Here is a 17,863-nt window from a genome sequence, read left to right as displayed (position 1 = left end):
CCGGGTCCGCGTCCCGCACGTCGACCCCGTACTCGGCGAGGCCGGTCAGCAGGCCGACCTCCCAGGCGATGCCGGCGTTCCCGCCGCCACCGAGCACCAGCGCCCGCGAACTGCCCTCGACCCGACCGCCACGCGGGCCACTTCCGTGTTCCGACGCCCCCGAGACGGCCGTCACGGTAACGCGCAGGTCACCGCGTCGATCAGCGACCGCGGTCGAGGCGCAGCACCTCCATGGTCCGGGCCGCCATCTCGGCCTCCCCCAGCGCGTTGGGGTGCACTATCACCGCGTTGGTGCCCTGGAGCACCGGCTCCACCCAGCGGACGCCCAGCGGCTGGCAGGCGTCGTGCCCGTCGGAGGCTTCGCTCAGGTCGACGAAGGTGACCCCGGTCCGGCCGGCCGCACGCTCCACGGCGTCGTTGAGGGTGGCCTGCAGGCTGCGCAGGTACGGGACGTCACCCTCGGCGATCGGCATGCGGTCGAAGCAGCCGCCGGTCGCCGGCATGATCCACGGGTAGCCCAGGATGGCGACCTCCGCCTTCGGCGCGGCCCTCCGGACCGCGCGCAGTGCCTCCACCAGCGCCGGGTAGGTAGTCGTCCGGATCGTGTCCTCGAACGAGGAGCCGTACCGGTCCTTGCATGGGCTGCCCTGGCCGAGAGTGGCCAGGCCGGCCGCGGCGCAGTTGAGCATCGAGTTGATGAAGACGCCGCTGTCGTTGCCGCCGATGGTCATGGTGACCAGCTGCGCGTCCTTCGACAGCGCCTCCAGCTGCGGCGAGATCCCCTGGTGCTGCTCGGCGAAGAAGTCGCCGGTGTCGGCGCCGCCGCAGGTCACGTCGGTGAGCCGGGCGCCGATCGCCCCGGCGATCACGTGCGGGTAGTTCCGGACCGAGCGCAGGCACTGCGGTGCCGCGGTGAGGTCGGGGGGCAGCACGCCCGAGGCCGCGCTGTAGGAGTCGCCGAGCGCGACGTAGCGCAGCTGGGACGGCGTCGCCCCGGCCGCCGGGGCAGCGACCAGGCTGACCAGGACGGCGAGCACGGCCAGGACGCAGGTAGCGAGACGGCGCACGTCTTCTCCAGGTGAGGTGGGGACAGCTGTGCGCGGTACAACGGCCGACGCGGGTATGAGTTACGCAGCCCACACTCGGCCACCGCAACCGGCACCCCGGCTGGGATCAGGTGACCAGATCATCGAGCGTCCTCCCCCACGGCACACGGTGAGGGAGGACGCTCCGCGGTGAGGGAGGACGTGGTCTCAGTCGTCGCGGTGGGTGGCAGGCGACCGTGCGTGCGGGGTCGGAGCCGGGCTCCCGGTCGATGCAGGACCCGGCCGCGCCGGCGATGCCGTCTCACCGGTCAGACGGGCCGACCCCGGAGCCGCCGGTAGTGCGCCACGAGGGCGGCAGTGGATGTGTCCTGGTCGAGGGACACCGGTTCAGCACCGGACAGCGCGGGGGCCAGCTCTCGGGCCATCACCTTGCCCAGCTCGACCCCCCACTGGTCGAAGGAGTTGATCTGCCAGACCACACCCTGCGTGAACACGACGTGCTCGTACAGGGCCACCAGCTGACCGAGGGTCGCCGGGGTCAGGCGCGGCGCCAGGATGACCGTGCTCGGTCGGTTGCCGGGCATGATCGTGTGCGGCACCAACGGCGTGGGCGTCCCGTCGGCCGCCACCTCCTCCGCCGTCCGGCCGAAGGCCAGGACCGCTGACTGGGCGAGCATGTTGGCCATCAGCAGGTCGTGCATGTCGCCGACAGGGTGGTTGGGCTCACCGAAACCGATGAAGTCCGCCGGCACCAGCGACGTTCCCTGGTGCAGCAGCTGGTGGAAGGCGTGCTGGCCGTTCGTCCCGGGCTCACCCCAGTACACCTCGCCGGTGGCCGTGGCGACCGGCTGCCCGTCCGCGCGCACGGACTTGCCGTTGCTCTCCATCGTCAGCTGCTGCAGGTAGGCCGGCAGCCGGGACAGGTACTGGCTGTAGGGCAGCACGGCGTGGGTCTGCGCATCGAAGAAGCCGCGGTACCAGACGTTCAGCAGCCCCAGGAGCACGGGGACGTTGGCCTCGAGCGGAACGGTGCGGAAGTGCTCGTCGACGGCGGAGAAGCCGGCGAGCATCTCGTCGTAGGCCTCTGGGCCGATCGCCACCATGAGCGAGAGTCCGATGGCGGAGGTGAGGGAGTACCGGCCACCGACCCAGTCCCAGAACTCGAACATGTTCTGCGGGTCGATGCCGAAGGATTGCACCGCCTCGGTGTTCGTGGACACCGCGACGAAGTGCTTGGCCACTGCGGCCTCGTCCGCACCCAGCCCGCGGAGCAGCCAGTCGCGGGCGACCGTGGCGTTGGTCAGCGTCTCCAGGGTGGTGAAGGTCTTGGAGCTGACCACGAACAGCGTCTCTGCGGGGTCGAGGTCGCGCGTCGCCTCGGCGAAGTCGGTCGGGTCGATGTTGGAGACGAAGCGGAGGGTCAGCTCCCGTGCGGCGTAGGCCTGCAACGCCGTGTACGCCATCGCCGGGCCGAGGTCGGAGCCGCCGATCCCGATGTTGACCACCGCCCGGATCGGCCGCCCGGTGTGCCCGCGCCACTCCCCGGAGCGCACCCGGTCGGCGAACTCGCGCATCCGCCCCAGCACCTCGTGCACGTCGCGGACGACGGGTTGACCGTCGACCACGAGGTCCTCGTCCGCAGGCATGCGCAGCGCGACGTGCAGCACGGCGCGGTCCTCGGTGGTGTTGATGTGCTCGCCGCGGAACATCGCCGCGATGCGATCCCGCAGCCCCGCCCGCTCGGCGAGGGCGATCAGCAGCCGCAGCGTCTCGTCGGTCACGCGGTGCTTGGAGTAGTCGATGTAGAGGTCGCCGGCCTTCGCGGTCAGCCGCTCACCGCGCCGGGGGTCCCCGGCGAACAGATCGCGCAGGTGGGCCGGGGCCAGTGCCCGATGGTGCTCCGCCAGAGCGCGCCACTCCGCGGTCTCGGTGATGTCCATGCTCACTCCTTCTCGTGTGGTCCGACGTCTACGGCGTCGTCGCCGTGAGTGTCACCCGACGATCGCAACCTGAACGTGACCAACGGCTCACCACTCAACCCTGACGTGAAGGGCGAGTTACCGGCAGACTGTCGGTGACACGAGCGATGCCGCCCGAGCGCAGCGACGAACCGAGTCGGCGATCCCGCCCGACGTCGTGACCGCGCGCGAGCTGCGCTCTTCCGGGTGCACCGCCGCGCCCACTCCTCACACGCGCCGCCGTCGGTGCTGCCCGCCTGCGCCGGTCTCGGCGCACCGAACGAGACGGACCCATGTCCTCAGTCCTGCCTGTCGCGCCCAAGGCGCGCCTGAGCCGCCCCGCCTGGCTCTCCCCGAAGGTCGCCCGCACCGAGATCCTGGCCGGAGTCGTGGTCGCTCTTGCGCTGATCCCCGAGGCGATCAGCTTCTCCATCCTGGCAGGGGTCGACCCCCGCGTCGGCCTGTTCTCCTCGTTCGTGATGGCCGTGGTCATCGCCTTCACCGGCGGTCGCCCGGCGATGATCACCGCCGCCACCGGCGCGATCGCCCTGGTCGTCGCGCCCCTGACGCTGGAGTACGGCGTGGAGTACCTGCTCGCCGCGGTGATCCTCGGCGGGATCTTCCAGGTACTGCTCGGCCTGTCCGGATTTGCCCGCCTGATGCGGTTCATCCCGCGCAGCGTGATGGTCGGCTTCGTCAACGCGCTGGCGATCCTGATCTTCACCGCCCAGCTGCCGTACCTGATCGACGTCTCCTGGCTGGTGTACCCGATGGTCGCCGCCGGACTGGCCATGATCTTCCTGCTGCCCCGGCTGACCACGGTCGTCCCCGCTCCGCTGATCTCGATCGTCGTGCTCACCGGGCTCACCGTGGCCGCCGGCCTGACCCTTCCCGACGTCGGTGACCAGGGCGAGCTGCCCGACAGCCTGCCGTTCTTCGGCCTGCCCGACATCCCGCTCACCCTCGAGACACTGGCGATCATCGCCCCCTACGCGCTCGGCGTGGCGTTCGTCGGGCTGATGGAGTCGCTCATGACGGCGAAGCTGGTCGACGACCTCACCGACACGCCCTCGGACAAGACCCGCGAGTCCTGGGGTCAGGGCGTGGCCAACGTCGCCTCCGGGTTCTTCGGCGGCATGGGCGGCTGCGCCATGATCGGCCAGACGATGATCAACGTGAAGTCCGGCGCCCGCACCCGGCTCTCCACCTTCCTGTCCGGCGTCTTCCTGATGATCCTGGTCGTCGCCCTCGGTGACGTCGTCGCGATCATCCCGATGGCCGCCCTCGTCGCCGTCATGATCTTCGTGTCCATCGCCACGTTCGACTGGCACAGCCTGCGCACCATCCACCGCATGCCGCGCAGCGAGACCACGGTGATGCTCACGACCGTCGCCGGCACGCTGATCACCCACAACCTCGCCATCGGCGTCGCCGCCGGCGTGCTCGTCGCCTGCGTGCTCTTCGCCCGCCGGGTCGCCCACCTGGTCGACGTCACCAGCGTCACCGACCCCGACGGCGGGACGCGCGTCTACAACGTGCACGGGGCGCTCTTCTTCGCCTCCAGCAACGACCTCATCTACCAGTTCGACTACAACGACGACCCGCAGACCGTGGTCATCGACCTATCGAACGCCCACGTCTGGGACGCCTCCACGGTCGCCGTCCTCGACGCCATCACCCACAAGTACGAGACCCGGGGCAAGACCGTGGAGATCGTCGGCCTGACCGGCCACTCCGCCGACCGGTTCGACCGGCACACCGGCCAGCTCGCCGGGGCCCACTGATGCGCCGCACGGCAGCGGCCGGCGACCGGATGACCTATGAAGGTGGGATGACCGACCCCTCTCGTGGCGAGCTGGTGCAGATCGGCCAGGTCGCGGAGCGCACCGGCCTGAGCCTCCGGACGATCCGCTTCTACGAGGAGAACGGGCTGGTGATCCCCACCGCCCGCTCCGAGGGCGGCTTCCGCCTCTACAGCGAGGACGACGTCGCCCGTCTCGAGGTGGTCAAGCGGATGAAGCCGTTGGGCTTCAGCCTGGAGGAGATGCAGGAGCTGCTCACCCTGCTCGCCGATCTCGACTCCGGCGACGGTGACCGGGCGCAGCTTCTCGACCGGCTCCGGATGTTCCACGCGGCCGCGACCGCCCGCGTCACGGCCCTCCGCGAGCAACTCGGGGTGGCGGAGGGTTTCGCCGACACTCTCGCCGGTCACCTGGGCGACCGGCACTGAGCTGCCGGCCGGGGTCGAACGGCCGACTCGGGCACCGCCCCCCCCCCCCCCGGCCGACCGAGCCGCGTCGGGGACGTCGTCGCCGACGGCCCGCAGCGAGTGTGGGCCGGCAGACGTCCGGAGGCGCCTGCCCACGGCGCGACTCTCCCGTAGCGTAAGGGTATGAGCCACGCACACCCCCAGCTCCGCACTCCCCCGCCGCTCCCAGCGGGGGGCCTCCGGGTGGTCGCCCTCGGCGGTCTCGGCGAGATCGGCCGGAACATGACCGTGCTGGAGCACGATGGCCGGCTGCTGATCGTCGACTGCGGAGTGCTCTTCCCCGAGGAGCACCAGCCGGGGGTCGACGTGATCCTCCCCGACTTCACATCCATCCGGGACCGGCTGCACGACATCGACGCCCTCGTCCTGACCCACGGCCACGAGGACCACATCGGCGGCGTCCCGTACCTGCTGCGCGAGCGTCCCGACATCCCCGTGGTCGGCTCGCGGCTCACCCTCGCCTTCGTCGCGGCCAAGCTCAAGGAGCACCGGATCCGACCGGTGACCCACCAGGTGCGAGAGGGCGACCGGAGCACGTTCGGCCCGTTCGACTGCGAGTTCATCGCCGTCAACCACTCCATCCCGGACGGACTGGCCGTGGCGATCCGCACCGGTGCCGGCCTCATCCTGCACACCGGGGACTTCAAGATGGACCAGTTCCCCCTGGACCGGCGGATCACCGACCTGCGCGCGTTCGCCCGGCTCGGCGAGGAAGGCGTGAACCTCTTCCTCGTCGACTCCACCAACGCCGACGTGCCGGGCTTCACCACGTCCGAGGCGGAACTCACCCCGGCGATCGAAACGGTGTTCCGGACCGCGCCCCGTCGGGTGATCGTGTCCAGCTTCGCCAGCCACGTGCACCGCATCCAGCAGGTGCTCGACTCGGCCGCTGTGCACGGGCGCAAGGTGGCCTTCGTGGGGCGCTCGATGGTCCGAAACATGGGCATCGCCCGCGACCTCGGCTACCTCACCGTGCCACCCGACCTGGTGGTCGACATGAAGGCGCTCGAGAAGCTGCCACCGAGCCAGGTCTGCCTGATCTGCACCGGTTCGCAGGGCGAGCCATTGGCCGCGCTGTCGCGGATGGCCAACCGCGACCACGTCATCCGCATCACCGATGGAGACACCGTCCTGCTGGCCAGCTCGCTGATCCCCGGCAACGAGAACGCCGTCTACCGGGTGATCAACGAGCTGACCCGCTGGGGGGCGAACGTCGTGCACAAGGGCAACGCGAAGGTGCACGTCTCCGGTCACGCCAGCGCCGGCGAGCTCTCCTACCTCTACAACCTCGTCCGACCGCGCAACGTCATGCCGGTGCACGGCGAGTGGCGACACCTGAACGCCAACGCCGCGATCGCCGTCCGCACCGGCGTCCACCCACGGGGCGTCGTCATCGCGGAGGACGGCGTCGCCGTCGACCTGCTGGACGGGAAGGTGCACATCGCCGGGAAGGTGCCCGCCGGGAACGTCTACGTCGACGGCAGCACCGTCGGCGGCGCCACCGAGGCCCACCTCCGCGACCGGCGGACGCTGGCTCAGGAGGGGGTCGTCACCGTCGTGGCCATCGTCGACGCCGACACGGGTGCCCTGGCCGAGAAACCGGACTTCCTGGCCCGCGGCTTCGTGCACGACGAGCGGACGTTCGACGAGGTCGTGCCGCTGATCGAGCGGGCCCTGGCCAAGGCGGCCGAGGAGGGCGTGGGCGGATCGGTCCAGCTCGAGCAGCTCATCGCCCGGGCCGTGGGCCGCTGGGCGGACAATGCCTACCGGCGCAGTCCCCTGATCATCCCCATCGTCATCGACGCCTGACCGAGCACCCGAACGACAGGGTCCATGCGAGAGGAGAGACCGCGTGAGCGCCAGGTTCGAGGAGCTCGACTGGGCTGCCACACCGATCGGCGAGGTGAGTCTCCGTCGGCGCCGCGCTCCCGACGGAGACGTCGACATCTTCGAGGTCAAGCTCGGCGACGAGTTCCTCATGTCGTCGCTCTTCACGGTCGCCGAGATCGAGGTGGCACGGCTCGCGCTGGCACGGCTCGACGGACCCGCACTCGAGGTAGCGGTCGGCGGCCTGGGCCTCGGCTACACCGCTCAGGCCGTGCTGAGCGATTCCCGGGTGAGCGAACTGGTGGTCGTCGACCTGCTGGAGCCGGTCATCGGCTGGCACCGACGTGGCCTCGTCCCCGTCGGCCCCGTGCTGACGGCCGATCCGCGTTGCCGGCTGGCGCACGGCGACTTCTTCGCCATGTCCGACGGAGCCGGGTTCGACCCGCAGGCGCCGGCGCGTGCCTTCGACGCCGTGATCGTCGACATCGACCACTCGCCCCGGCACCTGCTGGCCGGCGACGACGCCGGCTTCTACGGTGCGGACGGGACCCGTCGACTGGCCCGCCACCTCAGACCCGGCGGTGTCTTCTCCCTGTGGTCCAACGACCCACCCGATGACGGCTATCTGGCTGTTCTCTCCGACGTGTTCGTGGACGTCGCCGCGGAGGTGGTCACCTTCGACAACCCGCTCCAGGACCGCCCGGCCACGAACACGGTGTACCTCGCCACGAGACCGGCCTGACCACCGACCGACATGCCGCCGACGGGCGGTTCGCACCGGACTCCAGCCGCCAGGTGGACCGAGGTGATGGGGCGGGCACCTACAGCCGATCATCCCACCCCTCGGCCGCGATGCCGCCGAGCGCATGGGCAGCGCTCTGTGGGACCGATCCGGCACTCGGTCGACTCCGGTGGCCACCACGGTGGCACCACGAACGACTCGGGCGGGACACCGTGAACGTTCGTGGTCAGGGCACTAGACCATACGGCGCCGTACCCGCCACACCACCACACCGATCAGGACCGCCGCGACGGCGATGAACAGGGCCGCCTCGATGAGCTGGAACGTCCAGAACCGGTCGGCCGGGTGGTAGACCCCGAACTGCTGGATGCCCCGCGCGTGCAGGAACTGGTTGAGGTTGGTGCCGGTTTGGTTGGCGGCGTCCTCCAGCTCGTAGTACTCGGTCCAGCTCAGCCTGCGCCCGGTGGCGTCTGCGTAGCCGTGTTCGATCACCCAGTCAGCGAAGCCGGGCACGGGCCGGTGCTCCGCCTGGTCCCCCGAGCCGCCGACGGGGACCGGCTCCATGGTGGTGAGCGGCGTGGCGTACGCGGGACGGGCCATCAGCGCCACCGACATCCGGGCCGCGAGGAACGCCCCGAACGCGACGCCGAACGCGGGCAGGCTGCGCCGCAGGATCGCCCCGGCGGCGGTGGCGACGCCGAACGCGAACAGCGCGTACGCCACCGGAACAAGTCCCTCCAGGTCGAAGGCGTCGTACTGGAACCGCCCTTCCCACGCGTCGAATGGCTGACGGAACCAGGTGAGCACCGCAGTGAACATCGCGGTGAGCGTGACGGTGACGCCGGCCAGTGCCGCGAGCTTGGCCGCCAGCCAGCGCATCCGCGGCACGGCCTGCGTCCAGGCGAGCTGCCAGGTGCCGTCCTCCAGTTCGCGCGCGAGCAGCGGCGCACCGAGGAACGCACCGATGACGACGGGGACCAGGTAGAAGGCCGCCAGGAGGTTCTCGACGTACCCGTACTCCTCGTCGAGCCGGCGGAAGGAGGCCGCGCAGGCCTCGTTGGTACCGGCCTCTCCCGCACACCGGGCGGGACCGCCGGGGAACAGGTCGTGGGCCTGCATCCCGAGCACGAGCAGGGCAATGCCGAACATGCCGACGAGCAAGCCGAGGACGCAGACCTCGGTCCGGTGCTGGCGCCAGATCAACCACGTCATCCCGCCGCCCCCGACGTGACCGCGGCGCTCGGCTCGGACGGCCGGCGCAGGTACGCCAGCACCAGGTCCTCCAGCGCGACCGGCTGGGCCTGCCACCCAGGCGCGGCCGGGATCGCGCCGTCGCGTACCAGCAGGGTCGTGTGCCGGTCGCTGTGGACGGCCTCCACGACCGCGCCGGCCCGGTCGAGGTCGGTGGCCGTGCGCGGGCCGACGAGCAGCCGGTGTTCGGCGAGGAGGGTGTCGATGTCACCGGTGAGCGTGACCCGGCCCTGGTTGAGCACGACCAGGTGGTCGCAGACGCGCTCCAGCTCGTGCACGACGTGGGAGGAGAACAGGACCGTCACCCCGCCTTCGGCCACCGCGCCCATGAGGACCTGCAGGAATTCGCGCCGGGCCAGCGGGTCGAGGCTGGCCACCGGCTCGTCGAGGACAAGCAGGTCCGGCCGCTTCGCCAGGGCCAGAGCCAACGCGACCTGGGCCTGCTGCCCGCCGGAGAGCGCACCGGCCCTGCGGTCGAGCGGGATGCCCGCCTTCGCCAGCCGGCGCTCGGCCAGCCCCTGGTCGAACCGCAGGTTGCAGGCCCGGCCGAAGCGGAGCATCTCGGCGACGGTGAAGCGCTTGTACAGCGGGTGGTCCTGGGCCAGGAACCCGACCCGGGACAGAGTTCGCGGGGTGCTGGCGGTGACGTCGTGGCCGAGGACCTCCACCGTGCCGGTGCTCGGTGCCAGCAACCCGACGACCAGGCGCAGCAGCGTGGTCTTGCCCGCGCCGTTCGGCCCGACCAGGGCGATCACGCCGCCCGCCGGCAGGGCCAGGGTGCAGTCGCGCAGGGCCCAGCCCCTCCGGTACCGCTTGCCCACACCGTCGGTGCGCAGCGCGAACTCGGTCGCTGTCACGCCACGTCCTCGTTCCTCGTCTGCTGGTGGACGGAAGCGAAGAGCGCGTTGACCGCCTGCTCGTCGAGGCCGGCCGCGTAGGCGCGGCGCAACCAGGTCGCCAGGCCGCGACCCAGCGACGTGTACGTCGATGCCGACATCGCGGCCGACTGCTGTTCATTGACGAACGTGCCCTGGCCGGGCCGGCCGGTGACCAGGTCCTCCTGCTCCATCTGCCGGTACGCCTTGGCGACGGTGTTCGGATTGATCGCCAGGTCCTCGACCACCTCGCGGATGAGCGGGAGGCGGTCACCGGGTTGGAGGAAGCCCAGCAGCAGTGCCTGGCGGACCTGCTGGACGAGTTGCAGGTACGGCGGCACGCCGGAGTGGGTGTCGAGCCGGAAGACGAACACAGTAGCTCCTTGCTGTCACTGTTTTACTAGGACCATAGTGAAGCAGTGAGTTGGCGGTCAAGAGAGCCGACGTGCCCGCACGACCGCGGCACCGGATCCGGGCGCACGCCTGCCCCGACCGCCGGCGGGTACCCGTGCGGTCGGGGCGCGGCGGCGACAGTGACAACGGACCAGCGATGTGCGCGATGAGGCGGCTGGCCGCGTGGACCGCGGCTGGGGCACGTATCGGTACAGCGTGTCAACCAACGCCGTGAACTTTGGGACTGCTGCACGAGAGCCCGAACGCCAGCGCGACACCGGGACGGTCAGCGAGACGTCGACCCCCACCGTTGGCTGGTGGCTCGAGCACTGGTTGACGACGATCGCCCCGCGCCGGGTGCGCCGGCGGACGCTGGAGAGCTATGAGTCGGTGGTCCGCAGGCACCTGACTCCCGGCATCGGCAGGCACCGCCTCGACCGGCTGCGGCCCGAACACCTCGACCAGCTCTACACCGCCCTGCTCGACGACGGCTACTCCCCCGCCTCCGTGCTGCGCAGCATCCACCATGTCCGCGGCGGCAGGCTGGTGTACGAGGAGCCCAAGACCCGCCGCAGCCAGCGCACGTTGGCGCTGCCGCTGCCCCTGCTCGACGCGCTGCAGGAACACAAAACCGCCCAGCTGGGCGAGCGGATGCTGGCCGGCTCCGAGTGGCAGGACGAGGACCTGGTCTTCGCCCAGCCCAACGGCCGGCCGATCGACAAGAAGACCGACTACGACGACCGGACCCGGCTGCTCCAGGCCGCCGGCGTCCGGCACGTCCGGCTGCACGACGGCCGGCACACCGCGGCCAGCTTGCCGCTCAGCGAGAACGTCCACCCGCGGTCATGGAGCTGCTCGGTCACAGCCAGATGCGCACGACCATGGACATCTACAGCCACGTGATGCCAGCGCTCGCCCGAGAAGCGGCCGACCGGATGAGCGCCCGCTGCTGCCAGGTAAGGCGTCGTGGCACCACGTGGCAGAGCCGCCTGATCGCCCCGATGAGCGCCCGCAGATCGACAACGACGGGCAGGCCGCGCATGCCGGCGGGGTCGCGGTGGCGGGCGTACCGGAGCCGGAAGCTGCTGGGCCGGTCAGAGGTCTATCCCGAGCCGGTCGAGCAGGTCAGGAATCCGGTTCGCGAGCGCGGTGAACACCAGTCGGTCGTCCACCCTGTCGTAGTGATGAGCGATGAGGTTGCGCATCCGGCTGATGGCCACCCAGTCGACGCCGTCGCGCTCCTCCTTGAACGCCGCTGGAAGCCTCTCGACCACCGTGGCGACCTGGATCAGGATGTGCCGGCCTTTGTTCCGCAGTACCCGCCCCTGCGGACTGCCGTCCAGGTACGCATCGATCCCCAGGCCGACCGTGAAGGCGGCGTCGGCGCCGAAGTCCGCAAGGTCTCGGAGGCGGCGTCGGACGCGTTCAGCGTCCAGATCGGGCTCGTGCTCCGTCAAAGCTCCACGACCGCGTCGCGTACAGAATCGAGCACCCGACCACCAGCCCTGGCGTCGACGATGTCGACGGCCACCGTCAGCAGTTCCTCGAGGTCGTTCTCCAGGGTCAACAGGTCCACGATGTCGTGCCGGTCGGTGAACTCCACGATCAGGTCCAGGTCCGACGTCTCCAGGTCATCGCCGCGCGCCACCGAGCCGAACACCCGCGGCTCGGGCAGTCCGGCCCGGTCGAACAGTGCTCGCACCTCCTCTCGCCGGGCGGCCAGCGCCACCGACGGCCGGATCGCCAGCGCACGATCCAGTGCGGCGCGCGCGGAGTCCGACGGCCCGCGGCGGCCGGCCTCGATCGCCGCGATGAGGGGTTGCTTGACACCGGCGCGCTCGGCGAGATGCCGCTGGGACATCCCCAGCATGCCCCGGCGTGCCCGAACGAGATCGCCATAGCTGCTCGTCACCCAACCAAGATAACCGAATGCGTTATCGGCCGTGAGCAAGCTCCCGCTGGCCGTAGAAACGCGGCGGCCGTGGGCGCATCCGGCCCGTAGTCGCCGTCGGAAGCACCCGCTCGGCCTCCGGCCGGAGAGCGACCACCGCCCGAACCCCCGTTACCCGCCCCGCCGCTACAGTCGGAATGCGGAAGGACCATGGCGAGCGCGGGCGAGGACGCATGGCGAGAACGGCGCGGGAACGGCTGGCGCGGCTCCTCGGCGACTCGGAGCCGGCCGGGTCGTTCAGCGCTCAGCTGCTGGCGCCGGCGCATTCGCTCCAACTCGAAGTGTCGAGCGTCGGACCTGTGACCCTTCCGGTCCGCGCACCCCTGGCGAAGAAGCTGATCGCAGTGGCGCGGCCGGCGATGTTCGGGCGAGGGCACGAGACGCTGACCGACACCAGCGTCCGCGACACATGGGAGCTCACCCCGGATCAGGTCACGCTCGAGGGACCCGACTGGACGGCGCTGCTGAACCGCGCGCTGGAAGACCTCCGTGATCAGCTTGGGCTTCCGCAGACCTCACGCCTGCGGGCCGAACTGCACTCGATGCTGCTCTACGGCAAGGGGCAGTTCTTCCTTCCCCACCAGGACTCGGAGAAGGACGACGCGATGGTGGGCACGCTGGTGGTGTCACTGCCTTCGACGCACACCGGCGGAGAACTGGTCATCGACCACGCCGGGGAGAGCCGCACCTACGGAGCGTCGAAGGAAGAACTGTCCTTCGTCGCGTTCTACGCCGACTGCCGTCACCAGGTCACGCCGGTCAGGTCCGGGTACCGGGCGACGCTCACGTTCAACCTGCTCGCCGGCGCCGAGACGCCGGCTCCCGTGGTTGACTCTGTCACCGAGCTGGCGCACTGCCTGACCGAGCACTTCACCACGCCGGCCACCCCGCGATACGGCGGCCGCGACCTCGGCCTGCCGAACCGGCTGGTCTTCCTTCTCGACCACGAGTACACCCAGCGGGGCCTGAACTGGCGCCGACTGAAGGGCGCCGACGCGGAGTGGGCCGCACTGGTGCGAGCTGCGGCGGAGCAGGCCGGGTGCGAGACGGTGCTGGCACTCGCCGACGTGAGGGAAACCTGGGACGCCCTGCCATCCGGCGGCGACCCGTGGGACGACTACCACGACTACTACGAGGACGACGACCGCAGCCAGAGTGAGGACTCCCACGACTATCAGCTCAATGAGCTGATCGAGGACGAGATCGCCCTCGGCTGGTGGACCCGCCCGGACGGCGCCGGCGGTGAGCCGATCTCGCTGCACGTCCCGGACCACGAGGTGTGTGCCACCACCCCGAACGCACGCCTGACGCCCTACCAGGCCGAGTACGAGGGCTACATGGGCAACTACGGCAACACGCTGGATCGGTGGTACCGGCGGGCCGCGGTGGTCGTGTGGCCGCGGGACAGGGCGTTCGCGGCGCGCGCCGAGGCCGGATCCCAGTGGGCCCTCGACGAGCTCCGCGACCGCATCGACGCCGGAGACCTGGAGGGCGCACGCGACGCGGCGGAGTCGCTCGCGCCGTTCTGGACGAGGATCGGAGCACAGGCGGGACTGCTCGGGGCGGCCCTGGCCGTGGCGGCGTCCCTCGACGTCGCCGGGACGGCGGCGATGCTGCTGGAGCCCTTCCGTGTGGAAATGCTCGCGCGGGAACATGCAGGCGGCTTGGCGACAGCGGCCGGACGGTATGGCGAGGACTGGACGCGAAACGTCGTCGACGGGTGGTTCGGGCCGGGGCAGCGTGCCGGAACGGAGCTGTCCGAGTGGATCGACACGAGCCTCCTGGAGCTGTGCGGGGCGCTCCGTGCCGTCGGTAGGCCGGACGTGGCCGGGCTACTGGCCGCCGGGGCGTGGCGCTGGACGGGCGGCCGGCTCCGGATGTGGATCACCACCCCACGCGGCGAGGTCCGCCAGCCACGGCTCGAGGCGCTGAGCTCGCCGTTGGTGCGGCTGCTGGAGGCGGCCGACGACGAGCTCCGCGACGAGATCACTGGAGCGCTGCGCGAGTGCGAGGACACCGCCCTGGAGTGCCTGATGCCTGCGCTGCGTCTGGCGGACGCTCGGCGTGTGACGGCGCTCGACGCGGTCGCGCGGGACTGCGCAGAGCGGCTCGGCACGATCACCGCACGGCCGCCACGGGACGAGGACGACTGGTCGATCAGGTGGGCCGGGTGCGGCTGCGAGAACTGCGACACGTTGGAGACGTTTTTCGGCTCACGGTCACAGCGGATCTTCGAGTGGAAGCTGGCGACCGCCGGACGCCAGCACGTGCACACCCAGATCGACTCCGCGGGGCTGACGGTGCGGCACCAGACCCGGCGGCAGGGGCGGCCATACACGCTGGTGCTGACGAAGACCGACGAGCTGTTCACGCGCGCCACGAACGCGCGGCACAAGGCCGTGAACGACCTGGCGTGGCTGACGTCGACGTGGGGATGACGCATCGGCGCGAACGTAAGGTGGCGGAGCGGCAACGGTGTTGCATGATCGTCCAGGCGCTGCCCGTCGACGACGCCGTGCCGCCCGCTGGCGCCGGCGAGTTGATCGAGGTCCTCGCCGCCTGATCCACCCTCGACTGCCCCACTGAGCCTCGATCCGCCGGCGTGGTTCGGACTGGCGGTAGGCCGTGACAGACGAATGCCCCTGCGACCAGGGATGATGGGACTTGCGACGGTTCCATCTGACTGACCGACAGGGGCATCCGGTAGATGCAAGTCTCGCACGGCGTCTCGGCCGTTTTCGACGATCCCAATCTCGTGTCCGCGGCGGGCCTGGCCCCGGTGCTGGCGTTGGCCGAGCGGTCCGGGTTGCACGAGCTGGTCACCGAGCATCTGACCGTGCCGGGGTCGGCCGGGGCGAACGCGGCGATCAAGGTTCCGGCGTTGGTGGCCGGCATGGTCGCCGGCGCGGACAGCATCAGCGACATGGACCTGCTCCGCCACGGCGGCATGGGGCGGCTGTTCGAGGGAGTGCGGGCGCCGACGACGCTGGGCACTCACCTGCGCGGGTTCCGGTTCGGGCACGTCCGTCAGCTGGACGCGATCGCCGCCCGGCTGCTGATCGCGCTGACCGGCCAGACGCCGCTACTGGCCGGCGCCGACGAGGCCGCCTTCCTGGATCTGGACGACACGATCCGGGAGACCCACGGCTACGCCAAGCAGGGCGTGGGCTACGGCTACTCGAAGGTCAAGGGCCTCAACGCGCTGCTGGCGGTGCTCTCCACGCCGCGGGCAGCGCCGGTGATCGCGGGAACCCGGCTGCGCAAGGGGTCGGTCAACTCCGCCCGGGGCGCGCCGCGGATGATCGCCGATGCGCTGGTCACCGCGCGCAAGGCCGGGGTCACGGGAATGGTGACCGTGCGCGCGGACAGCGCCTACTACAACAGGGACGTGGTCGCCGCCGCGATCCGCGGCGGGGCGAGCTTCTCGATCACCGCCCGGATGGACCCCGCGATCCGCAAGGCCATCGCCACCATCGGCGAGAACGCCTGGACGACCATTAAGTACCCGAACGCGATCTTCGACGACGCCGAGCAACGGTGGGTCTCCGACGCCGAGGTCGCCGAGATCGGGTTCACCGCCTTCACCTCCCGGCGCAAGGCCGAGCACGTGACCGCCCGGCTACGGCGGGTGAAGCGGCTCAACCCGGCCTCGGTGCCGGCCGGGCAGAGCGAGCTGTTCACCGCCTACCGCTACCACGCGGTCTTCACCGACTCGCCGCAGCCGACGCTGGAGGCCGAGGCCACTCACCGCCGGCACGCGATCGTCGAGCAGGTCATCGCCGATGTGAAGAACGGGCCGCTGGCCCACCTGCCCTCGGGGTCCTTCGCCGCCAACTCCGCCTGGCTGGTCCTGGCCGCGATCGCGTTCAACCTCACCCGCGCCGCCGGGGCGCTGGCCTCGAAGTTCCATGCCAGGGCCACCACCGCCACGATCCGCGCCCAGCTGATCAACATCCCGGCCCGGATCGCCTGCTCCGCCCGCCGGCTCCGGCTGCACCTGCCCCGGAACTAGCCCTGGGAGAACGCCTGGACCCACCTGTTCACCAGCACCTGCGGGCGACCGGCCACGGCCATCTGCTGATCACCCAGCCGAACACGGCGTGAGGAACCACCCACGTGGAAGAGCCGGATATACCGGCAGACAACCCATGCCCACGACACGGACAGGGCCTCAGAACCAAGATCACACCACCTGAGAAGGTCCGCCGGCGGATCGAGGCTTAGGTGCCGCCGACGGCCGCCAGCCGGATGAGTAGCTGCGCCGTCCCGGGGATGGTCATGTTGAGCGCATTCGCCATCAACATCGCCGTCTGGGGGTTCGGCGACCCTGGACGCACAGCCCGGAACCGACGGTGGCACCGGCGGCGCCGCCTCCCTCTAGTAGTTCGCGACCCTGCTGCTGTCCGAGGGCGTCCATCCCCGCGTCGTCATGGAGGTGCTGGGCCACGCACAGACGCGAACCACGACGGACACCTACAGCCAGGTCATGCCAGCCCTCGGCCGCGACGTCGCCGACCGCATGGGCAACGCGCTATGGCGCTCGCCGGCACCGTGAACTGCCCCGGTGGTCAGCACGCTGGCACCGGAACGACCAAGGCCGCTCTCCCGGAGGGAGAACGGCCTGGTCATCGGGGTGGAGCTGAGGGGACTCGAACCCCTGACCCCCACACTGCCAGGCCGACCTGACGGCGTTCGCCGAAGTTCACGGAAGTACGAAAAGGCCTGCTGAGCAGCGGGTTCACCGTGTTGCCGAACCACGGCGGACGCCTGCGAACCAAGATCGAACTAAACCAACTGCAACCAAAACTGCCACCAGCAGGAGCTGGTTTCGCTTGGCTGTGGCCGACCCCGACGGTGTGCCTGAGGCCACGGGCACGACCGCGACCGCGTGTCCCTGAAGGCGGCTTTAGAGACACATGCTGCTGCTGGGTTTCGTGCGCGTCTTCAGTCGTCGTTGGGTCGCAGGCTGACGAAGCCCGTGTCCCACTGGACCCCGTCCACTTCGCACTCGTCCACGAGGAAGTGCTCGGGATAGTCGATGAACCCCTCCACCGTCATCAACTGCTGACGGGCCGCTTCCGCTCGCTCCTCGGTCGAGAAGACGCCGCACAACTTGTCATCGGTCTCGCGCTCTTCGTTGGTCTCGTCGGGTCCCAACGGACGCATGTGCCAGAGCAGGAACACGGTCATGCCCAACAGTCTCGTCGACCTGTCCCTAGGTGGGCCGCTCAGGGACGCCGGGCCGGTGCGCCACGAAGGCGGCATCAGGGACACCACGGGGCCATGGCGACGTCGCCTATCGCCGGCGTTGCGGCTTGGGCGCAGAGTGCCGGCCGTATGTGTCGTCGACTCGCGACGGGAAACCCATCCACCACGTACCCACGGCAACCGTCAGCCCGAGAGGTACTAGCCAGCGCTCGTGACTGCTCAGGGTGGGGTCTGCATATGCGCCACGAAAGGCGGTCAAGGTGAGCTGGGTGCCCTGGGGATATGGGCGGCTAGTCTCAAGGCCGTTCAGTTAGCGGCAGCGGTGAGGTGTCAAGGACGTCGT

General features: G+C 70.3%; 15 protein-coding genes and 1 pseudogene. 8 read left to right on the top strand and 8 right to left on the bottom strand.

What is annotated here, in order from left to right; genetic code table 11:
* Positions 1-200 precede the first annotated feature (200 nt).
* Complete coding sequence (locus BLASA_RS05070) at positions 201-1,067, bottom strand: SGNH/GDSL hydrolase family protein (RefSeq protein WP_014374960.1); 867 nt, start codon at positions 1,065-1,067, stop codon at positions 201-203.
* Between the two features lie 287 nt (positions 1,068-1,354).
* A complete protein-coding gene (pgi, locus tag BLASA_RS05065) occupies positions 1,355-2,986 on the bottom strand; it encodes a glucose-6-phosphate isomerase (RefSeq protein ID WP_014374959.1) in 1,632 nt (543 codons plus the stop codon).
* Positions 2,987-3,297: 311 nt separating this feature from the next.
* On the opposite strand from pgi, the gene BLASA_RS05060 reads away from it, so the two are divergent.
* The 4 genes from BLASA_RS05060 to BLASA_RS05045 all read left to right on the top strand — a co-directional run bounded on the left by BLASA_RS05060 (position 3,298) and on the right by BLASA_RS05045 (position 7,842).
* Positions 3,298-4,788, top strand: a complete 1,491-nt coding sequence (locus BLASA_RS05060; protein ID WP_014374958.1) for a SulP family inorganic anion transporter — start codon at positions 3,298-3,300, stop codon at positions 4,786-4,788.
* 47 nt (positions 4,789-4,835) lie between these two features.
* Positions 4,836-5,234, top strand: a complete 399-nt coding sequence (locus BLASA_RS05055) for a MerR family transcriptional regulator (protein ID WP_014374957.1) — start codon at positions 4,836-4,838, stop codon at positions 5,232-5,234.
* A gap of 162 nt (positions 5,235-5,396) precedes the next feature.
* On the top strand, positions 5,397-7,082 hold the full coding sequence (locus BLASA_RS05050) for a ribonuclease J (RefSeq protein WP_041775617.1): 1,686 nt from the start codon (positions 5,397-5,399) through the stop codon (positions 7,080-7,082).
* Between the two features lie 43 nt (positions 7,083-7,125).
* Complete coding sequence (locus BLASA_RS05045; protein WP_014374955.1) at positions 7,126-7,842, top strand: SAM-dependent methyltransferase; 717 nt, start codon at positions 7,126-7,128, stop codon at positions 7,840-7,842.
* Between the two features lie 234 nt (positions 7,843-8,076).
* On the opposite strand, the gene BLASA_RS05040 is transcribed toward BLASA_RS05045, so the two are convergent.
* The 3 genes from BLASA_RS05040 to BLASA_RS05030 are packed head-to-tail and all read right to left on the bottom strand — an operon-like array spanning position 8,077 to position 10,342.
* Positions 8,077-9,054 (bottom strand): ABC transporter permease subunit, encoded by a 978-nt coding sequence (locus tag BLASA_RS05040; protein WP_014374954.1) that lies wholly within the window; start codon positions 9,052-9,054, stop codon positions 8,077-8,079.
* Positions 9,051-9,950: an ABC transporter ATP-binding protein gene (locus BLASA_RS05035; RefSeq protein ID WP_014374953.1), complete on the bottom strand. Its 900-nt coding sequence runs from the start codon at positions 9,948-9,950 to the stop codon at positions 9,051-9,053. The genes BLASA_RS05040 and BLASA_RS05035 overlap by 4 nt, the downstream gene beginning before the upstream one ends.
* Positions 9,947-10,342 carry a GntR family transcriptional regulator gene (locus BLASA_RS05030; RefSeq protein ID WP_014374952.1) on the bottom strand — a complete coding sequence of 132 codons (396 nt, stop codon included), beginning with the start codon at positions 10,340-10,342 and terminating at the stop codon, positions 9,947-9,949. The genes BLASA_RS05035 and BLASA_RS05030 overlap by 4 nt, the downstream gene beginning before the upstream one ends.
* A 235-nt stretch (positions 10,343-10,577) precedes the next feature.
* On the opposite strand from BLASA_RS05030, the gene BLASA_RS05025 reads away from it, so the two are divergent.
* Positions 10,578-11,264 (top strand): site-specific integrase, encoded by a 687-nt coding sequence (locus BLASA_RS05025; protein WP_166486476.1) that lies wholly within the window; start codon positions 10,578-10,580, stop codon positions 11,262-11,264.
* A gap of 191 nt (positions 11,265-11,455) precedes the next feature.
* Here the strand turns inward: BLASA_RS05025 and BLASA_RS05020 are convergent, their stop codons facing one another.
* Both BLASA_RS05020 and BLASA_RS05015 read right to left on the bottom strand, forming a co-directional pair.
* Entirely contained in the window at positions 11,456-11,818 is a 363-nt protein-coding gene (locus BLASA_RS05020; RefSeq protein WP_014374949.1) for a DUF86 domain-containing protein, read from the bottom strand.
* Positions 11,815-12,312 (bottom strand): helix-turn-helix domain-containing protein, encoded by a 498-nt coding sequence (locus BLASA_RS05015; protein WP_197536261.1) that lies wholly within the window; start codon positions 12,310-12,312, stop codon positions 11,815-11,817. Before BLASA_RS05015 ends, BLASA_RS05020 begins: the two co-directional genes overlap by 4 nt.
* 299 nt (positions 12,313-12,611) lie before the next feature.
* Between BLASA_RS05015 and BLASA_RS05010 the strand changes: the two genes are divergently transcribed.
* From BLASA_RS05010 to BLASA_RS05005, 3 genes and pseudogenes are all read left to right on the top strand, one after another.
* Positions 12,612-14,750 (top strand): 2OG-Fe(II) oxygenase, encoded by a 2,139-nt coding sequence (locus tag BLASA_RS05010; RefSeq protein WP_197536260.1) that lies wholly within the window; start codon positions 12,612-12,614, stop codon positions 14,748-14,750.
* Positions 14,726-14,875, top strand: coding sequence for a hypothetical protein (locus tag BLASA_RS24835; RefSeq protein ID WP_166486475.1), 150 nt, complete (start codon positions 14,726-14,728; stop codon positions 14,873-14,875). The genes BLASA_RS05010 and BLASA_RS24835 overlap by 25 nt, the downstream gene beginning before the upstream one ends.
* A 144-nt stretch (positions 14,876-15,019) precedes the next feature.
* Positions 15,020-16,321, top strand: a pseudogene (locus BLASA_RS05005) (IS1380 family transposase); the annotation flags it as partial.
* Positions 16,322-17,256: 935 nt separating this feature from the next.
* Here BLASA_RS05005 and BLASA_RS05000 read toward each other — a convergent pair.
* Entirely contained in the window at positions 17,257-17,502 is a 246-nt protein-coding gene (locus tag BLASA_RS05000) for a DUF7336 domain-containing protein (RefSeq protein ID WP_014374944.1), read from the bottom strand.
* Positions 17,503-17,863: the final 361 nt, after the last annotated feature.

This window comes from Blastococcus saxobsidens DD2 (assembly GCF_000284015.1).
Taxonomy (GTDB): Bacteria; Actinomycetota; Actinomycetes; order Mycobacteriales; family Geodermatophilaceae; genus Blastococcus; species Blastococcus saxobsidens_A.
Note: the sequence above shows the minus strand (reverse complement) of the source record. Positions and strands in the feature narration are given on the sequence as shown.